18 protein-coding genes are annotated in these 17,483 nt (G+C 64.1%); 11 read left to right on the forward strand and 7 right to left on the reverse strand.

The features are described from left to right. Positions 1-2 precede the first annotated feature (2 nt). The 3 genes from JWV26_RS09425 to hexR all read right to left on the reverse strand — a co-directional run bounded on the left by JWV26_RS09425 (position 3) and on the right by hexR (position 1,848). Entirely contained in the window at positions 3-461 is a 459-nt protein-coding gene (locus JWV26_RS09425) for a (2Fe-2S)-binding protein (protein ID WP_072425256.1), read from the reverse strand. Positions 462-672: 211 nt separating this feature from the next. Next, on the reverse strand, positions 673-885 hold the full coding sequence (locus JWV26_RS09430) for a PA3496 family putative envelope integrity protein (protein ID WP_045733480.1): 213 nt from the start codon (positions 883-885) through the stop codon (positions 673-675). 96 nt (positions 886-981) lie between these two features. Next, on the reverse strand, positions 982-1,848 hold the full coding sequence (hexR, locus tag JWV26_RS09435) for a transcriptional regulator HexR (protein ID WP_017676165.1): 867 nt from the start codon (positions 1,846-1,848) through the stop codon (positions 982-984). Positions 1,849-2,098: 250 nt separating this feature from the next. Between hexR and zwf the strand changes: the two genes are divergently transcribed. Beyond that, a complete protein-coding gene (zwf, locus tag JWV26_RS09440) occupies positions 2,099-3,538 on the forward strand; it encodes a glucose-6-phosphate dehydrogenase (protein WP_206418893.1) in 1,440 nt (479 codons plus the stop codon). A gap of 34 nt (positions 3,539-3,572) precedes the next feature. Here the strand turns inward: zwf and JWV26_RS09445 are convergent, their stop codons facing one another. Further along, positions 3,573-4,820 carry an MFS transporter gene (locus tag JWV26_RS09445; RefSeq protein ID WP_206418894.1) on the reverse strand — a complete coding sequence of 416 codons (1,248 nt, stop codon included), beginning with the start codon at positions 4,818-4,820 and terminating at the stop codon, positions 3,573-3,575. A gap of 173 nt (positions 4,821-4,993) precedes the next feature. Next, the gene (gene znuA / locus JWV26_RS09450) at positions 4,994-5,944 is read right to left on the reverse strand and encodes a zinc ABC transporter substrate-binding protein ZnuA (RefSeq protein ID WP_206418895.1); all 951 of its coding nucleotides are present in this window, start codon (positions 5,942-5,944) and stop codon (positions 4,994-4,996) included. A 66-nt stretch (positions 5,945-6,010) separates the two neighbouring features. Here znuA and zur point away from each other — a divergent pair, with 66 nt between their 5' ends. The 7 genes from zur to JWV26_RS09485 all read left to right on the forward strand — a co-directional run bounded on the left by zur (position 6,011) and on the right by JWV26_RS09485 (position 11,795). Next, a complete protein-coding gene (zur, locus tag JWV26_RS09455) occupies positions 6,011-6,496 on the forward strand; it encodes a zinc uptake transcriptional repressor Zur (protein ID WP_072425248.1) in 486 nt (161 codons plus the stop codon). Beyond that, positions 6,493-7,281: a zinc ABC transporter ATP-binding protein ZnuC gene (znuC, locus tag JWV26_RS09460; RefSeq protein ID WP_196457047.1), complete on the forward strand. Its 789-nt coding sequence runs from the start codon at positions 6,493-6,495 to the stop codon at positions 7,279-7,281. The genes zur and znuC overlap by 4 nt, the downstream gene beginning before the upstream one ends. Next, positions 7,281-8,069: a zinc ABC transporter permease subunit ZnuB gene (znuB, locus tag JWV26_RS09465; protein ID WP_206418896.1), complete on the forward strand. Its 789-nt coding sequence runs from the start codon at positions 7,281-7,283 to the stop codon at positions 8,067-8,069. The genes znuC and znuB overlap by 1 nt, the downstream gene beginning before the upstream one ends. Positions 8,070-8,267: 198 nt before the next feature. Next, the gene (locus JWV26_RS09470; protein ID WP_206418897.1) at positions 8,268-9,113 is read left to right on the forward strand and encodes a PA5502 family lipoprotein; all 846 of its coding nucleotides are present in this window, start codon (positions 8,268-8,270) and stop codon (positions 9,111-9,113) included. A 172-nt stretch (positions 9,114-9,285) separates the two neighbouring features. Then, a complete protein-coding gene (locus JWV26_RS09475) occupies positions 9,286-10,293 on the forward strand; it encodes a methionine ABC transporter ATP-binding protein (RefSeq protein WP_072425246.1) in 1,008 nt (335 codons plus the stop codon). After that, positions 10,293-10,961 (forward strand): methionine ABC transporter permease, encoded by a 669-nt coding sequence (locus tag JWV26_RS09480; RefSeq protein ID WP_179529252.1) that lies wholly within the window; start codon positions 10,293-10,295, stop codon positions 10,959-10,961. The genes JWV26_RS09475 and JWV26_RS09480 overlap by 1 nt, the downstream gene beginning before the upstream one ends. A 63-nt stretch (positions 10,962-11,024) precedes the next feature. Further along, positions 11,025-11,795 carry a MetQ/NlpA family ABC transporter substrate-binding protein gene (locus JWV26_RS09485; protein ID WP_037005561.1) on the forward strand — a complete coding sequence of 257 codons (771 nt, stop codon included), beginning with the start codon at positions 11,025-11,027 and terminating at the stop codon, positions 11,793-11,795. A 193-nt stretch (positions 11,796-11,988) separates the two neighbouring features. Here JWV26_RS09485 and JWV26_RS09490 read toward each other — a convergent pair whose 3' ends face one another. Both JWV26_RS09490 and JWV26_RS09495 read right to left on the reverse strand, forming a co-directional pair. Further along, complete coding sequence (locus JWV26_RS09490; RefSeq protein WP_206418898.1) at positions 11,989-12,387, reverse strand: YbaN family protein; 399 nt, start codon at positions 12,385-12,387, stop codon at positions 11,989-11,991. Beyond that, positions 12,380-12,970 carry a biliverdin-producing heme oxygenase gene (locus JWV26_RS09495; RefSeq protein WP_206418899.1) on the reverse strand — a complete coding sequence of 197 codons (591 nt, stop codon included), beginning with the start codon at positions 12,968-12,970 and terminating at the stop codon, positions 12,380-12,382. Before JWV26_RS09495 ends, JWV26_RS09490 begins: the two co-directional genes overlap by 8 nt. A gap of 240 nt (positions 12,971-13,210) precedes the next feature. On the opposite strand from JWV26_RS09495, the gene JWV26_RS09500 reads away from it, so the two are divergent. The 3 genes from JWV26_RS09500 to JWV26_RS09510 all read left to right on the forward strand — a co-directional run bounded on the left by JWV26_RS09500 (position 13,211) and on the right by JWV26_RS09510 (position 17,454). Next, positions 13,211-13,732, forward strand: coding sequence for an RNA polymerase sigma factor (locus JWV26_RS09500; protein ID WP_072425243.1), 522 nt, complete (start codon positions 13,211-13,213; stop codon positions 13,730-13,732). Between the two features lie 62 nt (positions 13,733-13,794). Continuing rightward, positions 13,795-14,745 carry a FecR family protein gene (locus tag JWV26_RS09505; protein ID WP_206418900.1) on the forward strand — a complete coding sequence of 317 codons (951 nt, stop codon included), beginning with the start codon at positions 13,795-13,797 and terminating at the stop codon, positions 14,743-14,745. 105 nt (positions 14,746-14,850) lie between these two features. Next, positions 14,851-17,454 (forward strand): TonB-dependent receptor, encoded by a 2,604-nt coding sequence (locus tag JWV26_RS09510; protein WP_241201285.1) that lies wholly within the window; start codon positions 14,851-14,853, stop codon positions 17,452-17,454. The last annotated feature ends 29 nt before the right edge of the window (positions 17,455-17,483 follow it).

The following is a 17,483-nucleotide window of genomic DNA, read 5'->3' on the forward strand; positions in this document are numbered from 1 at the left end:
CCTCAGGCCAGTTTGTCGGCAGCTTCGTGAATGGCGGCGCGAATCCGCACATAGGTGGCGCAGCGGCAGATGTTGCTGCTCATGGCCGCGTCGATATCGGCATCGCTCGGCGCCTTGTTGCTGCTCAGCAGCGCCGTCGCCGCCATGATCTGCCCGGACTGGCAGTAGCCGCACTGCACCACGTCGAGCTGGCGCCAGGCGTCCTGAACCACCTTGCCCACGGCGTCTTCGCCGACCGCCTCGATGGTGCTGATGCGCTTGCCAACCACTGCCGATACCGGGGTGACGCAGGAGCGGGTCGGCTGGCCTTCGACGTTCACCGTGCAGGCGCCGCACAGGGCCATGCCACAGCCGTACTTGGTGCCAGTGAGATTGGCGACGTCGCGCAATGCCCAGAGCAGCGGCATGTCGTCGGCCACGTCCAGCTCATGGTCCTTGCCATTGAGATTCAGGGTAATCATGGTCTGCCCACCTTGTTCTGATGGTGTCTGATGGTTCCGGCATGGCGTGCCGGTGGTCACGGTCAACCCCGCACACAGGGGGCCAGATCATCACTGTAGTGGGCACAAAACCTGCTGTCGCCGCCGATCAGTGAGAACGGCAGAACCGGGCAATAAGTTCGTAGAATCGGGCAAGCTCACTGCCCTGCCCGCAGGCAGGGCAACAATAAAGTCAGGCGGCGCGGCGCGAATCAGGTTCTGCGTGCTGGAGGTAGCTGGCGGAGACCAGCTCAGGGAAGTCGGCAAGCTCGCGTTGCAGCTGGCACTGCTCGGCGTAGTGTTCGATGGCCCGGCGATAAGCCATGCGGCGCTGGTCTTGCAGTTTGCGCCGGGTCTTGGCATCAGGTTGGTCGTGCAGTTGCGCGTCATCGAAGATACGAGGCATCTCGGTTCTCCCGGAACGAGGACTGGAGTACCCAGCTTCGCCCGGGGAGATGACGCTTTGACGGCGTGAAGATGAACAGGCGATGAACCCGTTATCTCAATCCTCGGTGTTACGCAGCGACTTCGGCGACAGGCGCAGACTGCGCAGGCTGCGCTTGACGCTCTTGAGGTGGTTGACCAGGCTCGGCCCGCGCGCCATGGCCACGCCCATGGCCAGGACGTCGATCACCACCAGGTGGGCGATGCGCGAGGTCAGCGGGGTGTAGATCTCGGTGTCTTCCTGCACGTCGATGGCCAGATTGACGGTCGACAGCTCCGCCAGCGGCGTCTGGCTCGGGCACAGGGTGATCAGGCTGGCGCCGGACTCGCGCACCAGGTTGGCAGTGATCAGCAGGTCCTTGGAACGGCCGGACTGGGAGATGCACACCGCCACGTCGCCCGGCTGCAGGGTTACCGCACTCATCGCCTGCATGTGCGGGTCGGAATAAGCGGCCGCGTTGAGCAGCAGGCGGAAGAATTTGTGCTGGGCATCGGCCGCCACCGCACCGGATGCGCCGAAGCCATAGAACTCCACGCGCTGCGCCTTGGAGCAGGCAGCGATGGCGCGCTGCAGCGCCTCGGGGTCGAGCTTCTCGCGCACTTCCATCAGCGTATGCAGGGTGGTGTCGAAGATCTTCAGGCTGAAGTCGGCGACCGAGTCGTCCTCGTGAATCGCGAACTGACCGAAGCTGGCCCCGGCAGCAAGGCTCTGCGCCAACTTCAGCTTGAGGTCCTGGAAGCCGCTGCAACCGATGGCACGACAGAAACGCACGATGGTCGGCTCGCTGATGCCAACACTATGCGCCAGCTCGGCCATGGAGCTGTGCATCACCGATGCAGGATCGAGCAAGACGTGATCGGCCACCTTGAGCTCGGACTTGCGCAGCAGGTGACGCGACTGGGCGATGTGTTGCAACAGATTCACTGAGATAGGCTCTATGCAGAAAAGGGTCTACCGCGGCACTCGGCGGGTCATAGCTCGGTTATGATCGGCGGCCGGCGGTTGTAGTGACCTTGTAGTTATACTACATAGCTCGCACCCGCGCACAGCCAAGCGGCTGCCAATTCGCTGAACGAACTTTCCGGCAGAGGGGCGCACTCGATCTTTTCACTGCCTCTTTGCTGCAAACGCAGGTAGCTTGCAACGGCCTGCCACAACGAGTCGGAGTCTTCCCTTGAGCATCCCCTGCGACATGCTGGTCTTCGGTGGTACGGGCGATCTGGCCCTGCACAAATTGCTGCCAGCGCTCTATCACCTGCACCGCGAAGGACGCCTGCACGCCGATGTGCGCATCCTCGCCCTGGCCCGCAGCAGCCACACCCGCGAGGCCTACCAGGCCCTGGCCGAGCGTCACTGCCGCGCTCAGGTGGCGCGCGCCGATTTCGCCAACGAGACCTGGGCCAGCTTCGCCGCGCGCCTCGACTACTTCGCCATGGACGCTGCGCAGAGCGCCGATTTCGGCCGCCTGGCCAAACGCCTGGGGCGTGATGACGAGCGCGTACGGGTCTACTACCTGGCCACCGCACCGACTCTGTTCGAAGCCATCGCAGCGCACCTGGCCAACGCCGGCCTGGCTGGTCCTGCAGCGCGCATCGTGCTGGAAAAACCCATCGGCCACTCGCTGGAATCAGCCCGCGCGATCAACGCCGCCATCGGCGCCGTGTTCGACGAGGCACGGGTGTTTCGCATCGACCATTATCTGGGCAAGGAAACCGTGCAGAACCTCATGGCGCTGCGCTTCGCCAACGCCTTGTTCGAGCCGGTGTGGCGCGCCGGGCATATCGACCACGTACAGATCAGCGTCTGCGAAACCCTTGGCGTGGAAAACCGCGGCGGCTACTACGACCAGGCCGGCGCCATGCGCGACATGATCCAGAACCACCTGCTACAGCTGCTGTGCCTGGTGGCCATGGAAGCACCAGTGCGCTTCGACGCCGAGGCGGTGCGCAACGAGAAGGTCAAGATCCTCGAAGCGCTGAAACCCATCTCCGGGCTCGACGTGCAGGACAAGACCGTGCGCGGCCAGTACACCGCCGGCAAGATCGGCGGCCACGACGTGCCCGCTTACTACTTCGAGAAGAACGTCGACAACGACAGCGACACCGAAACCTTCGTCGCCGTGCAGGTAGAGATCGACAATTGGCGCTGGGCAGGCGTGCCCTTCTACCTGCGTACCGGCAAGCGCCTGGCGAAGAAAACCTCGGAAATCCTCATCCAGTTCAAGCCGGTGCCGCATCGTCTGTTCCATGAGGGCGAAGCCAACCAGTTACTGATCCGCCTGCAGCCGGAAGAGCGCATCAGCCTGCAACTGATGGCCAAGAACCCCGGCAAGGGCATGCACCTCAAACCCGTGGAGCTGGACCTCAACCTGGCCAATGCCTTCAACCAGCAGCGCCGCTGGGATGCCTACGAGCGCCTGCTGCTCGACGTGATCGAAGGCGACTCGACGCTGTTCATGCGCCGCGATGAAGTGGAGGCGGCGTGGCAATGGGTCGACCCCATCCTGCAGGGCTGGCACCAGCACTACCAGAGCCCGCGCCCCTACCCGGCCGGCAGCGACGGGCCGGAGCAACTGCAGCACTTGCTGGAGCGTCACGGCCGGCACTGGGCATAAAGGCGTAGCCCGGATGCAATCCGGGCTACTGGCTTCAGGCTTGCCGCTTGAGGCTGCCTTTGTGCAGCAACACCACCCCCAATACCAGCACGCCCAGCACGCCGGCGCCGACGAACAAGCCCTCATAGCCCAATGCCTTGGCCAGCACCCCGCTACTGGCGCCGACGAAGCCGGACAGCAGCACCTGTGCCGACGCCTGCAGGGTGAAGTCGGCGCCTTCGTGTTCGGGGCGGCACATGCGCATCATGGCGGCGAACAGGGCGACGGTGGACATGCCGTCGGCCACCTGCTCGAACAGAGTCACGGCGTAGACCAGCCCGACACTGCCGCCCTGCCCCACCAGCAGGGCCAGGGCGGCGATGCCGATGGCCTGCAGGGCGCCGAACAGGATCAACGCACGCAGCACACCGATGCGCGCGTAGAGCAGGCCGCCGAGCAAGGCACCGCCGATGCCGGCCAGGCTGCTGATCAGGGTCAGTTGGCCGAGCGCTGCGGTGCTCCAACCTTGATCCACCAGCATCGGCTTGATCATCGGCGAGCCGAGCGAGTCGCCCAATTTGAAGGTCAGCACCACCGCCAGCCACAGCAGCATGCCGGGCTGCGCCAGCAGGCCGCGATAGTGGTTCAGCAACAAGCGTGGGCCAAGGGCGGTTTCGGCCAGGGCGGGCTGGAAGGGCAGGGCGCGGCGCTCGGGGAACAGCCAAATCGGCACGGTCATCAGCAGGATCAGGCCAGCCAGCAGGCCAAGCGCCAGGTTCCAGCCCAGCGGGTCGATCACCAGCAGCAGGCCACTGCCACTGATGATCATGCCGACCTTGTAGCCACCCACTTGCAGGCTGTTGCCCAGACCGCGCCAGCGCTCGGGTAGCAAGCGCACGGTAAGGCCATCGGTGGCGATGTCCTGAGTCGAGGCCAGCAGATTGATCAGCAGCAGCAAGCCGAGCAGCAACCACAGGCCGGAGCCAAACAGCGTCTGCGGGGCGAGCAGCGCCAGTGCCGCGACACAAGCGATGACGCCGCTTTGTAGCGGCAGTATCCAGCCACGGTGGTGGCCCAGTCGGGGCGAGGCCAGGCGGTCGATCCAGGGCGCCCACAAGACTTTAAGTAGCCAGGGCAGCGCCAGCAGCTTGAGCAGGCCGATCAGGGCCAGGTCGACGCCATGCTGGCGCAGCAGCACCGGCAGCGAGTGGGCGATCAGCCCGGAAGGAAGACCCTGCGCGCAGTAAAGCGAGGCCAGCAGCACCAGCGTGGCGTTGGACGGACGAGGTGCAGTTGGCGACATGGCGAGCGCTCGCGGCAAAAGCGCAAGCCTAGTGGTTTGCGCCTGCAAGCGGCAACGTGAGGATGGTTACAGTTCGTAGGGTGCGCCGTGCGCACCGGGGATGAAGGTCAGGTAGGTGCACGCGGTACGCTCGGCAGGCTACGCGAGGAAGGCCGCGGTGCGCACGGCGCACCCTACAAGCTATCCAGGCACTCGCTCAGCCCGTTTGCCAGCTTTTCCAGCAATTGCTCGTAACCGGTGGCATTCACCGGCAAGGTACCGCCCAGCGCGTCCAGTTCCGCCAGCTTGACCGGCAAACCGGCGCTGAGTGTTTCGGCCAGGCGCGGGCGCAGCGGCGGCTCGCTGAACACGCAGCTCGGACCGGTCTGTTGCAGCGTCTTGCGCATGGCAGCGACATGGCGCGCACCGGGCTGTACTTCGGTCAGTACGCTGAACACGCCGGCGTGCTTGAGGCCATAGGCGGCCTCGAAATAGTCGAATGCTTCGTGGAAGACGAAATACGGCTTGCCCTGCAAAGCGGCCAGTTGCGGGCGAATGCGGCCATCGAGCGCATCCAGGCGCGCCTCGAAGGCTTGCAGATTGGCGGCGTAACGAGCGGCATTGGCGGCATCCAGCTTGGCCAGGTCTGCCGCCATGCGCGCGGCGATCACCTTGGCGTTGTCCGCTGCCAGCCAAAGATGCGCATCCAGACTGCCCGGACGATGATCGTGGTCATGGCCAAGGTCATCGCTGGAATGCTCGTGGCCATGATCATGCTCGTCGTGCTCGTGCTCGTGCTCGTCATGACTATGGCTATCGCCGAAGTGGCGCAGGGTCATGCCGGGCAGATCCTGCACCGCCACCTGGGGCTTGTCGCGGCTGCCCAGCACCCGTGGCAGGAAGGCTTCCATATCCGGTCCGATCCAGTACAGCAGGCCGGCATCGCGCACCCGGCGCACGTCTGACGGACGCAACGCGTAATGGTGCGGCGAGGCACCTGGAGGCAGCAGCACGTCAGGCGAGCCGATGCCGTCCTGCACCGCCGCGGCGATCAGTTGCAGCGGTTTGATACTGGTCAGCACACGCACCTCGGCCTGGGCACTGGCGACGAAAAGCAGGGTAAAGAGACAGAAAAGACGCAACACGGGGCATACTCGGATGGAATTGAACGGGTAATATAATAACGTCTCTTACCAGCGCCGTCCTTGCCCATGACCGACACACCCCTGGCTGCACGCCCTCACGACCACTCCCGCTGCGTCAGCCATGCCCTGGCCGAGGCTGAGGCCATCTGCGCGCGCCAAGGCCTGCGCCTGACCGCCCTGCGCAAACGCGTGCTGGAGCTGGTCTGGGCCAGCCACAAGCCGCTCGGCGCCTACGACATTCTCGGCGTATTGAGCGACGAAGACGGTCGCCGCGCCGCACCACCGACGGTTTACCGCGCGCTGGATTTCCTGCTGGAAAACGGCCTGGTACACCGCATCGCCTCGCTCAACGCCTTCGTCGGTTGCAGCCACCCTGAGCATGCGCATCAGGGCCAGTTTCTGATCTGCCGCGCGTGCCATGCGGCGACCGAACTGGAGCAACCGGCGATCAGTCAGGCCATCGTCGACAGTGCCGCCGGCGTCGGTTTCGTCGTCGAAAGCCAGACCGTGGAAGTGGTTGGCCTGTGCGCAGGCTGCAAGGGCACGGCATGAGCGACGCGCTGATCCGTCTCGATGGGGTTGCTGTCAGCTTCAACGGCCAGCCTGTGCTGGACGACGTGCAGCTGAGCGTACAGCCCGGCGAAATCGTCACCCTGATCGGGCCCAATGGTGCGGGCAAGACCACTCTGGTGCGCGTGGTGCTCGGCCTGCTCCAGCCTGAGCGTGGCAACGTGCGCCGGGCGCCACGCCTGCGCATCGGCTACATGCCGCAAAAACTCCACGTCGACGCCACTCTGCCGCTGTCTGTGCTGCGTTTCCTGCGCCTGGTGCCGGGCGTGGATCGCAAGCGCGCGCTGGCGGCACTGGCCGAGGTCGGTGCCGAGCAGGTGATCGACAGCCCGTTGCAGAGCATTTCCGGTGGCGAGATGCAGCGCGTGCTGCTGGCTCGTGCCCTGCTGCGCGAGCCGCAACTGCTGGTGCTCGACGAGCCGGTGCAGGGCGTCGACGTCGCCGGCCAGGCCGAGCTGTACCGGCTGATCTCGCGACTGCGCGAGCGCCATGGCTGCGGCGTGCTGATGGTCTCGCACGATCTGCATCTGGTGATGAGCGCCACCGATCAGGTGGTCTGTCTCAACCGCCATGTCTGCTGCTCCGGCCACCCGGAACAGGTCAGCTTTGATCCGGCCTTCATCGAACTGTTCGGCCAGGACGCCAAGAGCCTGGCCGTCTACCACCATCATCATGACCACGCTCACGACCTGCATGGCGGCGTGGTTGAGCCAGGCCTGACCATCCACGGGCCGGCTCACGTTCACGGCCCTGGTTGCAAACACTGATGCCCGATTTCCTGCTCAACGCTCTGCTCGCCGGCCTGACCCTGGCCCTGGTGGCCGGCCCGCTCGGCTCCTTCGTGGTGTGGCGGCGCATGGCCTATTTTGGCGACACCCTGTCCCATGCTGCCCTGCTTGGCGTGGCATTGGGGCTGATGCTGGACGTCAGCCCGGCCCTGACGGTGACCGTCGGCTGCGTGCTGCTCGCCGTGCTGCTGGTGACCCTGCAGCAGCGCCAGCCGCTGGCCTCCGACACCCTGCTGGGCATCCTCGCCCACAGCACCCTGTCGCTGGGCCTAGTGGCGCTGAGTTTCATGCATGACGTGCGCATCGACCTGATGAGCTACCTGTTCGGCGACCTGCTCGCCGTCAGCCCCACCGACCTGGCCTGGATCATCGGCGGCAGTGCGCTGGTGTTGGCGCTGCTGGCCTGGCTGTGGCGGCCGCTGCTGGCGATCACCGTGCATGAGGAACTGGCGCGGGTCGAAGGCCTGCCGGTGGCGGCGATTCGCCTGGCCCTGATGCTGCTGATTGCCGTAGTGATCGCCGTGGCGATGAAGATCGTCGGCGTATTGCTGATCACCTCGCTGCTGATCATCCCCGCCGCCGCTGCCCAGCGCCACGCGCGTACACCGGAGCAGATGGCCGTCGGCGCCAGCCTGCTCGGCCTGCTGGCGGTGTGCTGCGGCCTGGCGCTGTCCTGGTATCAGGACACACCGGCCGGGCCGTCCATCGTGGTCAGTGCCGCTGCGTTGTTCCTGGCCAGTTTCGCATTACCCAAGCGCAGCGGTTGACGGCGCATCGCGCGTAGCCCGGATGCAATCCGGGACAGCTGCGCCAGGTTGTTCCCGGATTGTATCCGGGCTACGGCTCATCTTTGTAACCTCCCCCCAGCCCTTTCCCATGAATGGGCAAGGGCCCCGAACAGCGTGAAATCGAGGCCGTAAACCGGTATGATTGCGCGTTTTTTGCACAATTCGAGACGCGTAGTTATGAAGTCGTTCGCTTTTCGTGGTCTTCCGCTTTTTCTGGTTCTACTTCTGGCCGGTTGCCAGAGCAGCCAGCAGCACAGTCTCCCGCCGGTCGACGATCTGGTCGTTGCCTTCCGTCAGCTCGACCTGAGCCTGGCCGAAGAACGCCTCGACGATGCGCGCAGCCAGCTCAGCACGCTGCAGCAACGCGCCAGCCGCGACACGCGCCTGGAGCAGTACCAGCGCCAACTGGCTGAAGCCTATATGGAGCAGGGCCGCGAAGCGCTGCAGCAGGGCGATCTGGATCGCGCCGCGCAGGCACTGGGTCAGGCCCGCAGCCTGATGCCACAGGCGCCGGCCCTGAGTCACGATCTCAACCAGGCCATCGACAGCGCCCGTACGGCACGCCTGGCGGCTGCCGAGCAACAGGCACGCGATGCAGCCGCCAAACTCGATGCCGAGCGCCAGGAGCAACTGCGCCAGCAGCGCCAGGCCAGTGAGCGCCAGGCAGCGGCCAAGGCAGCAACCGCTCAGGTAGCCGCAAGCCAGCCAGCACCAGTGGTCGACAGCAAGCCCACAGCGCGCCTGATCGATCCGAACGCCGCCACCAGCAGCGTGGCCATGCCTATGCTGGACAACCAGGACAACGAAAACCTGCGCCGCCTGCTCGACAGCGTGGCGGCGGATGTCGTGACCTTTCGCTGCGCCGTGCGCATCGAAGTACGCGAAGCCAAGGATTATCCCTGGGTCGCGGCGCTGCTCTCGGCACGCATCAAGAAGCTCGACCCGAGCTTTCGTCCGCAGTTGAGCCAGAAGATCGCTCCGCAACAGGTGCCACGCCTGCTGTTGAGCCCAAAGCGCAGCTGATATCTGTTACTTATCGATAATGCCATTTTGTAATAACCATAGGCCAACAAAGATTTTCTCGGCCTAAACACCGCCGGGTAAACTAGCGCCCTTTTGCGCCCCACCCGGCGCCCGATGGCCGGCCCCTTCCACGTTGAGGCCCGCCCTTGAACACACCCAAAAGGTCGTTCGCGTGATCCAGTTTCAATCCGTCCACAAAGCCTACCGCGTCGCCGGTCGCGAGATTCCGGCGCTGCAGCCCACCACGCTGCAGGTCGGCAGCGGCCAGGTTTTCGGCATCATCGGCCACTCCGGCGCCGGCAAGAGCACCCTGCTGCGCCTGATCAACCGTTTGGAGGAACCCTCGGGCGGTCGCATCGAGATCGACGGCGTCGACGTCACCGCCCTCGATGCCACCGGCCTGCGCCGCTTCCGCCAGCAGGTCGGGATGATCTTCCAGCACTTCAACCTGCTGTCGTCGAAGACCGTGGCCGACAACATCGCGATGCCGCTGCGCCTGGCCGGCGAGCTGAGCCGCGCCGAGATCGACGCCCGCGTCGCCGAACTGCTGGCCCGCGTCGGCCTGCAGGATCACGCCAACAAATATCCCGCGCAGCTCTCCGGCGGGCAGAAGCAGCGCGTCGGCATCGCCCGTGCGCTGAGCACCCGGCCGAAGATCCTGTTGTGCGACGAGGCCACCAGTGCCCTCGACCCGCAGACCACCACCGCCGTGTTGCAACTGCTGGCCGAGATCAACCGTGAACTGGGCCTGACCATCGTGCTGATCACCCATGAGATGGACGTGATCCGCCGCGTCTGCGACCGCGTGGCGGTGATGGATGCTGGTGTCATTGTCGAGGAAGGCCCGGTGGCCGAGGTGTTCCTGCACCCGCAGCACCCGACCACGCGGCGCTTCGTGCAGGAGTCCGAGCATGTCGACGAGGCCGAGCAACGCGATGACTTTGCCCATGTCGAAGGCCGCATCCTGCGCCTGACCTTCCAGGGCGAGGCCACCTACGCGCCGCTGCTGGGCACCGTGGCCCGCGAGACCGGGGTCGACTACAGCATCCTCGCCGGGCGCATCGACCGCATCAAGGACACCCCCTACGGCCAGCTCACCCTGGCCCTGACCGGTGGCGACATCGACGCCGCGCTGGCGCGCTTCGAAGCCGCCGACGTGCATCTGGAGGTACTGCGCTGATGCTCGAACAACTGCTACCCAACGTGTTCTGGCCGGAAATCTGGCAGGCCAGCCTCGACACTCTGAACATGCTGCTCGGTTCGATGCTGTTCACCGTGCTGCTCGGCCTGCCGCTCGGTGTGCTGCTGTTTCTCACCGGCCCGCGCCAGCTGTTCGAACAGAAGGCGCTGTACGGCGCGCTGTCGCTGGTGGTGAACATCCTGCGCTCGGTGCCCTTCGTCATCCTCTTGATCCTGATGATCCCCTTCACTGAGCTGCTGGTCGGCACCTCGCTGGGCGTGGCCGGCGCCATCCCGCCGCTGGTGGTGGGTGCCACGCCGTTCTTCGCGCGCCTGGTGGAAACCGCCCTGCGCGAGGTGGAGCGCGGCATCATCGAAGCGACCCAGGCGATGGGCGCCACTACCTGGCAGATCATCACCCGCGCACTGCTGCCCGAGGCGCTGCCCGGCCTGCTCGCGGCCACCACCGTCACGGCGATTACCCTGGTGTCCTACACCGCCATGAGCGGCCTGATCGGCGGCGGCGGCCTCGGCGACCTGGCCGTGCGCTACGGCTACCAGCGCTACCAGCCGGACGTGATGGCCGTGACCGTGATCCTGCTGCTGATTCTGGTGCAGGCGCTGCAGATGGTCGGTGATCGCCTGGTCGTACATTTTTCTCGCAAGTAATGATGAAAAGCGGCGACTCGCCACCCGCGAGACCCGCGCCACCTTCCCAAAAGGAACCTTGAAATGAAGAAACTGCTGACTGCCATCGCCGCTTGTGCGGCCTTCTCGGCCCAGGCCGAAACCCTCAACGTCGCCGCCACCCCGGTGCCGCACGCCGAGATTCTCGAGTTCGTCAAACCAGCCCTGGCCAAAGAAGGCGTGGAGCTGAAGGTGCGCGTGTTCACCGACTACGTGCAGCCCAACCTGCAAGTGCAGCAGAAGAACCTCGACGCCAACTTCTTCCAGCATCAACCGTACCTGGACGAGTTCAATGCCAGCCGCAAGACCGACCTGGTCAGCGTCGCCGGCGTACACGTCGAGCCCTTCGGCGCCTACTCCAGCAAGATCAAGAACCTCAGCGAACTGCCGCAAGGCGCCACCGTGGCCATCCCCAACGACGCCACCAACGGCGGCCGCGCCCTGCTGCTGCTACAGAAAGCAGGCGTGATCAAACTCAAGCCGGAAGCCGGCATCCTCGCCACACCGAAGGACATCGCCGAGAATCCGAAGGCGATCAAGGTGCGTGAACTGGAAGCGGCCACCCTGCCGCGCGTGCTGAGCCAGGTCGACCTCGCCCTGATCAACACCAACTACGCCCTGGAAGCCAAGCTGAACCCGACCCAGGACGCCCTGGCCATCGAAGGCAGCGACTCGCCGTATGTGAACATTCTGGTGACCCGCGCTGACAACAAGGACAGCGACGCCGTGCAGAAGCTGGTCAAGGCCCTGCACAGCGCCGAGGTGAAGCAGTTCATCGAAGAGAAGTACAAAGGCGCCGTCGTCCCGGCGTTCTGATCGCCGCTGACCGCCCTCGCTGTACCCGATGCCGCGCCGCTGCAAAGCCGCGCGGCATTTTTATGTGTGGCATGTAGTGGCCAACCCTCGGTGATCCGTAAGGTGCGCCGTGCGCACTAGGGGCAACCTGGCCACCGTCCCGGATTGCATCCGGGCTACGATCATCCGAAATCGTCGGTGCGCGCGGCGCACCCTACTCGGCTTTGGGTTTTTCTGGCCGAGTCCAGATGAACAGCGCGCCGCAACTCATGCCAGCAGCGGCGAACAGCACGGAAGGCAGGTGATCGACCGTCAGCAGCAGGATGCTCAGCGCTACCAGCATGCTCAGACTAGCCAGCCACTTGGTGCGTCGGGCGATCAGGCCGCCGTTCTTCCAGTCTCGCAGCAGCGGGCCGAACATCCGATGATTCTCCAGCCAGGCGGCCAGGCGCGGCGAACTGCGCGACGCCGCCCAGGCCGCCAGCAGGACGAACTCGGTGGTGGGCAGGCCCGGCAATATGACCCCGAGCATGGCCATGCCGATGCTCAGGTAGGCCAACAGCAACCATAGCCAACGCTGCCAGGCCGAACGTGCCAGCGTGATTTCAGGCAAAGCAGCGTTCCAGGTGTACGGTGAAACGCTCGAAGGCCGCGATGGCCTCTGCCTCGGCCAGACGCTCCTGCTCGGCATCTAGTTCGACACTGTCGAGCACGGCGGTAAACGCTTTCCAACCCTGTGCGCGGCCACCTTCCGGCTCGGCCAGGTGGCGCGCACCAAAGGTTTCACTGAGGCCCAGCGCCGGCATGCGTTTGAGCAGGAAGGCGGCGCCCAGCTTGGAACCTTCGGAAACGAACAACCAGGCCAGCGCCTCGCCGATGCCCATGGCCTTGTTGCGGATGCTGTCATCGCCCTCAGGCAGCGCGCGCTGTAGATCGGCCAGGTCCAGCACGGCCTGCTGGACGCGGCAGCGCTGCGGCAGATCAGGCACCAGCTTGATCAACTCCGGGTCGTTATAGAGTTTTTCCAAGTCACGCTGGAACAGATACTGGGCGGCCACGAAATGGGAAAATCGCTCAGGGCTAGCGAAAGGATCATGGCTCTTGACCAGGTTGTCGAGGTGACTGTGCGGCTCGTGGGTGATCTGGTTCAGGCGCTGCGAACGCAGCGGATGGGACAGTTGCGAAGAGGCGGTCATGGAAAGCTCGCTGATGACTGGCATGAAGTAAGGCAGCCCGTCCCCTGCACCGCTCGATGAAGCGCGCAGGACGTTCGACTGCCACTGTCTTTTAAAGACGAACGAACCTGCCAAGCTCCGTAAAAATAAAGCGAAACACGGGAATATGGCGCTGCAGACGGGCTTCCTTCATGCGCTCGCTAGCCGACCTTATTAAAAGTGATTATTATTCGCGAAGTAGTCGGCGAACCAGGCTTGCCAGTGACCATCCCCAATCTAGACAGCGTATTCATCAGCCAGCGCACCCCGCTGTTGCGCACGCTGGTGAAGATCGTCAAGAACGCCAGCATCGCCGAGGAGCTGGTGCAGGAAACCTACCTGCGGGTCGCCCGTAGCCTGCGCGACAAACCGGTCGATCACCTCGAACCCTTTCTCTTCCAGACGGGTCGCAATCTGGCGCTCGACCACTTGCGCCGCGAGCGCATGCAGTCGCGCACCATGCTCGACGACGTGCCGGACGAAATCATGCAGGCTGTTCCCGCTCCGGGTTCATCCAGCGAAGACAGTCTGCACGCCGAACGCCTGCTGCAACGACTGGGCAACGCACTGGAGCAGTTGAGCGAACGCCAGCAACGCATCTTCATCCTCAGCCGTCTGCATGGTCAGGGCTACGCGGAGATCGCTGCAGAGCTCGGTGTATCGACCAGCACGGTGCAGAAAGAACTGAAACTGATCATGACCCTGTGCATGACACTGATCGAGCGCCTCGCGCCTCCGACATGAGCGACTATCGCTCCCCCGCACCTTCGGCCAGAATATTGCCCCCCGGTTTCGAGAGCAGCCCGATGCACCAGCAGCAGGGAACCCCCACCGACAGCGACGAATCGCTGAGCCAGGCGCTGGACTGGCTGCTTCTGCTGGAAGATGCGGACGATGATTGCCGGGCGCGATTCGCCGAGTGGCTGGCCGCCTCCCCTGCCAATGCCGAGGCATTCGGGCGCGTGCAGCAGTGCTGGCAATCGCCCACACTGGTCAGCGCAGCCGCGCGCCTGCAGCAGCGCAGGCAACCGACACCGAAGCGCTCGCGGCGTATCGCCAGAACGCTGGCGATCGCCGCCTCGCTGCTGCTGGTGGTCGGCATCACCCTGCAAAGCGATCTGCTGCTGCGCCTGCGCGCCGATCATGTCACGGCCGTTGGCCAGCGCCAGAGTCTGGATCTGGCCGATGGCTCGCACGTACTGCTCAACACCGGCAGTGCATTCTCCAGCCAGATCGACGCGAATCAGCGCGTCACTCAACTGCTCAGAGGCGAAGCTTACTTCGATGTCGCCAAGGACAGCAGTCGTCCATTTCAGGTGACCGCAGGCCCCGTTCTGATATCGGTACGCGGCACCGCATTCTCCGTGCGCTATCTCGACGATGCCGCCGAAGTCAGCGTCGAACGCGGCGAGATCGAGGTGCATGCTCGTGGCAACGACACACGTATCTACCTGGCAAGCGGCGACAGCATCCGCATCGGCCCGGACGGTGTCGGCAAGCGCATCCATGGCGCCGCAGCCAGCCAACTCGCGTGGGTTCACGGACGCCTGATCTTCGATGACAGCCCTTTGCACGAAGTGCTGGCTGAACTGCGCCGTTACTACCCCGGCTGGATCATCAACCGCAACGCCGAGCTGAATGATCTACGTATCACCGGCAACTATCGCCTGAGCGACCCCGCCGACATCATGCGCTCGCTGGCGCAGGTGACCTCGGCGCAGCTTCAAGAGTACCCATCGCTGCTGATTCTCAACTGAGAAAAAGAATTTTTACGCTCAACGAGGGCCTCGTTCGTCCCGTCAGAACAATGCAAACAATTCGCATTAACTGACCTTCCGACGACACCCGCAGAGAGCACAACGATGCCCCTTCACACCAGGCGCCCGCATTTCCCGCGACTGTCCACCGCCAGCCTGTCGCTGCTGGCACTCTCCATCGCCTGCGCCAGCCTGCCGCTGGCCCATGCTGCCGAGCTAGCGCCGGCGGCACAGCAGCAGAGCCAGGGCGGTTACAGCTTCGCCATCGAGCGTCAGCCACTGGTCTCGGCACTGAACGCGTTCAGCGACGTCACGGGATGGCAGATAGGCCTGCCGGCACAATTGGCCGACGGCATCGACTCACCGGGAACCAGCGGCCGCCAATCGCCGGAACTGGCCCTGGCGCGCCTGCTCGAAGGCACCGGCCTGAGCTACCGCAGCGTTGGGGAACGCAGCGTGGTACTGGTCAAGAATCCTGCGCAATCGCTCGCACTGCAGCCGACGACGGTCACCGCTACACGTCACGAGCAAAGCGTGAATGACGTTCCCGTATCGGTAAGCGTGCTCGGTCGTGAGCAACTCGACCAGCAGAACGTCAATAGCATCAAGGATCTGGTGCGTAACGAGCCGGGCGTCTCCGTCGGTGGCGCCGGACAGCGTGCCGGCATCACTGGCTACAACATCCGTGGTATCGATGGTGACCGCGTGCTGACGCAGGTCGATGGCGTCGAGGTACCGGCCAGCTTCTTCAACGGCCCCTACGCCCAGACCCATCGCAACTATGTCGATCCAGAAATCGTCAAACGCGTGGAAATCCTTCGCGGCCCGGCCTCAGCCCTATATGGCAGCAGTGCCATTGGCGGCGCAGTAAGCTATTTCACCCTCGATGCCGACGACATCATCAAAGACGGCAAGGATGCAGGCGCACGCCTGAAAACCGGTTACAGCTCGGCCGACGACAGCTGGCTGACCTCGGCCACCGTTGCCGGTCGCCATGAACAGTTCGACGCCCTGCTGCATCTGTCCCAGCGCAACGGCCACGAAACCGAGTCCTACGGCAGCACTGGCGGCACCGGCCTGGGTCGCACCGAGGCCAACCCCGAAGACGTACGCACCACCAACCTGCTGGCCAAGCTCGGCTGGAACTACAACGACAGTGATCGCCTGCAACTGACCTACGAGAAGTACAAGAGCGACCGCGACACCAATCAGCTCAGCGCTGTAGGCGGGCCGTTCAACGCCGGTAGCGGCTTCAACTACTACGAATCGCGCGAGGGCAACGACACCATTACCCGCGAGCGCTTCGGCCTGGAGCACAGCCTGGTTGTGGACAGTTTGCTGGCTGACAAACTGAAGTGGAGCCTGAACTACCAGGTGGCGAAAACCGACCAGAGCACAGCTGAGCACTACGTACCGAAAAGCTTCATGACCGGAGCAGCCACCCGTAACGTCATGCGCTACCGCGACACCACGTACAAAGATCGCCAATGGGTCTTCGATATGCAGCTCGACAAGGCCTTCAGCCTCGGCCAGACCGACCACCTGCTGACCTATGGCACCACCCTCAAGCGCGAAGAAGTCACCGGGCTGCGTACTGGCCAAGGCATCTGCCTGCAGGTGCTGAGCGCCAGTTGCACCAGCGTCGGCGCCATCAGTACCAACGCCTCTGATACCCTGACGCCACAGAGCGACTTCCCCGATCCGACCATCAAGACCTACAGCCTCTTCGCTCAGGACGAAATCCGCTGGGGCCAGTGGACCTTCCTGCCCGGCCTGCGCTACGACTACACCCGCATGAGGCCGGAGCTGACAGACGAGTTTCTCGCCACGGTCACCAGCAGCGGCGTGACCGACTACAGCGACGACGAAAAAACCTGGCACCGCGTCTCGCCGAAGCTCGGCATCACCTATGCCTTCGACGATCATTACACCTGGTTCGGCCAGTATGCCGAGGGTTTCCGCACCCCTACGGCCAAGGCACTGTACGGGCGTTTCGAGAACGTCGCCGGCGGCTACATCGTCGAGCCTAATCCGAACCTGGAACCAGAGAAGAGTCGCGGCGTGGAGACAGGCTTGCGCGGCCAGTTCGAGGGCGGCAGTTTCGACATAGCGGTGTTCTACAACCGCTACCGCAACTTCATCGACGAAAACGCCATCACCGCCAACAGCAACGCACTGGCCTTTCAATCGCAGAACATCAGCCATGCCAGCATTCGCGGTGTGGAGGTCAAGGGCCGCTTGAACCTGGACAGCTTCGGTGCTCTTCCAGGTCTCTACACGCAAGGTTCGATTGCCTACGCCCGTGGTCGTAACGACGACACTGGCGAAGCACTCAACAGTGTCAACCCGCTGACCGGCGTATTCGGCCTGGGCTACGAGCAGGAGCGCTTCGGTGGTCTGCTGAACTGGACCCTGGTCAAGCGCAAGACACGTATCGACGACAGCAGCTTCAACAGACCGGACGGCAGCAGCAGCCAGTTCGCCAGCCCCGGTTTCGGTATCCTCGACCTTACTGGCTACTACAAGGTGACCGACGACCTTACCCTCAACGCCGGCCTGTATAACCTGACCGACAAGAAGTATTGGCTGTGGGATGACGTGCGTGGCTACGACGCCGTTGGCGAAGCAGGTGTGACCAGCCCCGCCAACCTCGACCGCCTGACCCAGCCGGGCCGCAACTTTTCGATCAATCTGGTCTGGGATATCTGAGCCTGCAGCCGGAAGTGACCGCAACCGTC

Source organism: Ectopseudomonas toyotomiensis (assembly GCF_017167985.1).
Taxonomy (GTDB): domain Bacteria; phylum Pseudomonadota; class Gammaproteobacteria; order Pseudomonadales; family Pseudomonadaceae; genus Aquipseudomonas; species Aquipseudomonas toyotomiensis.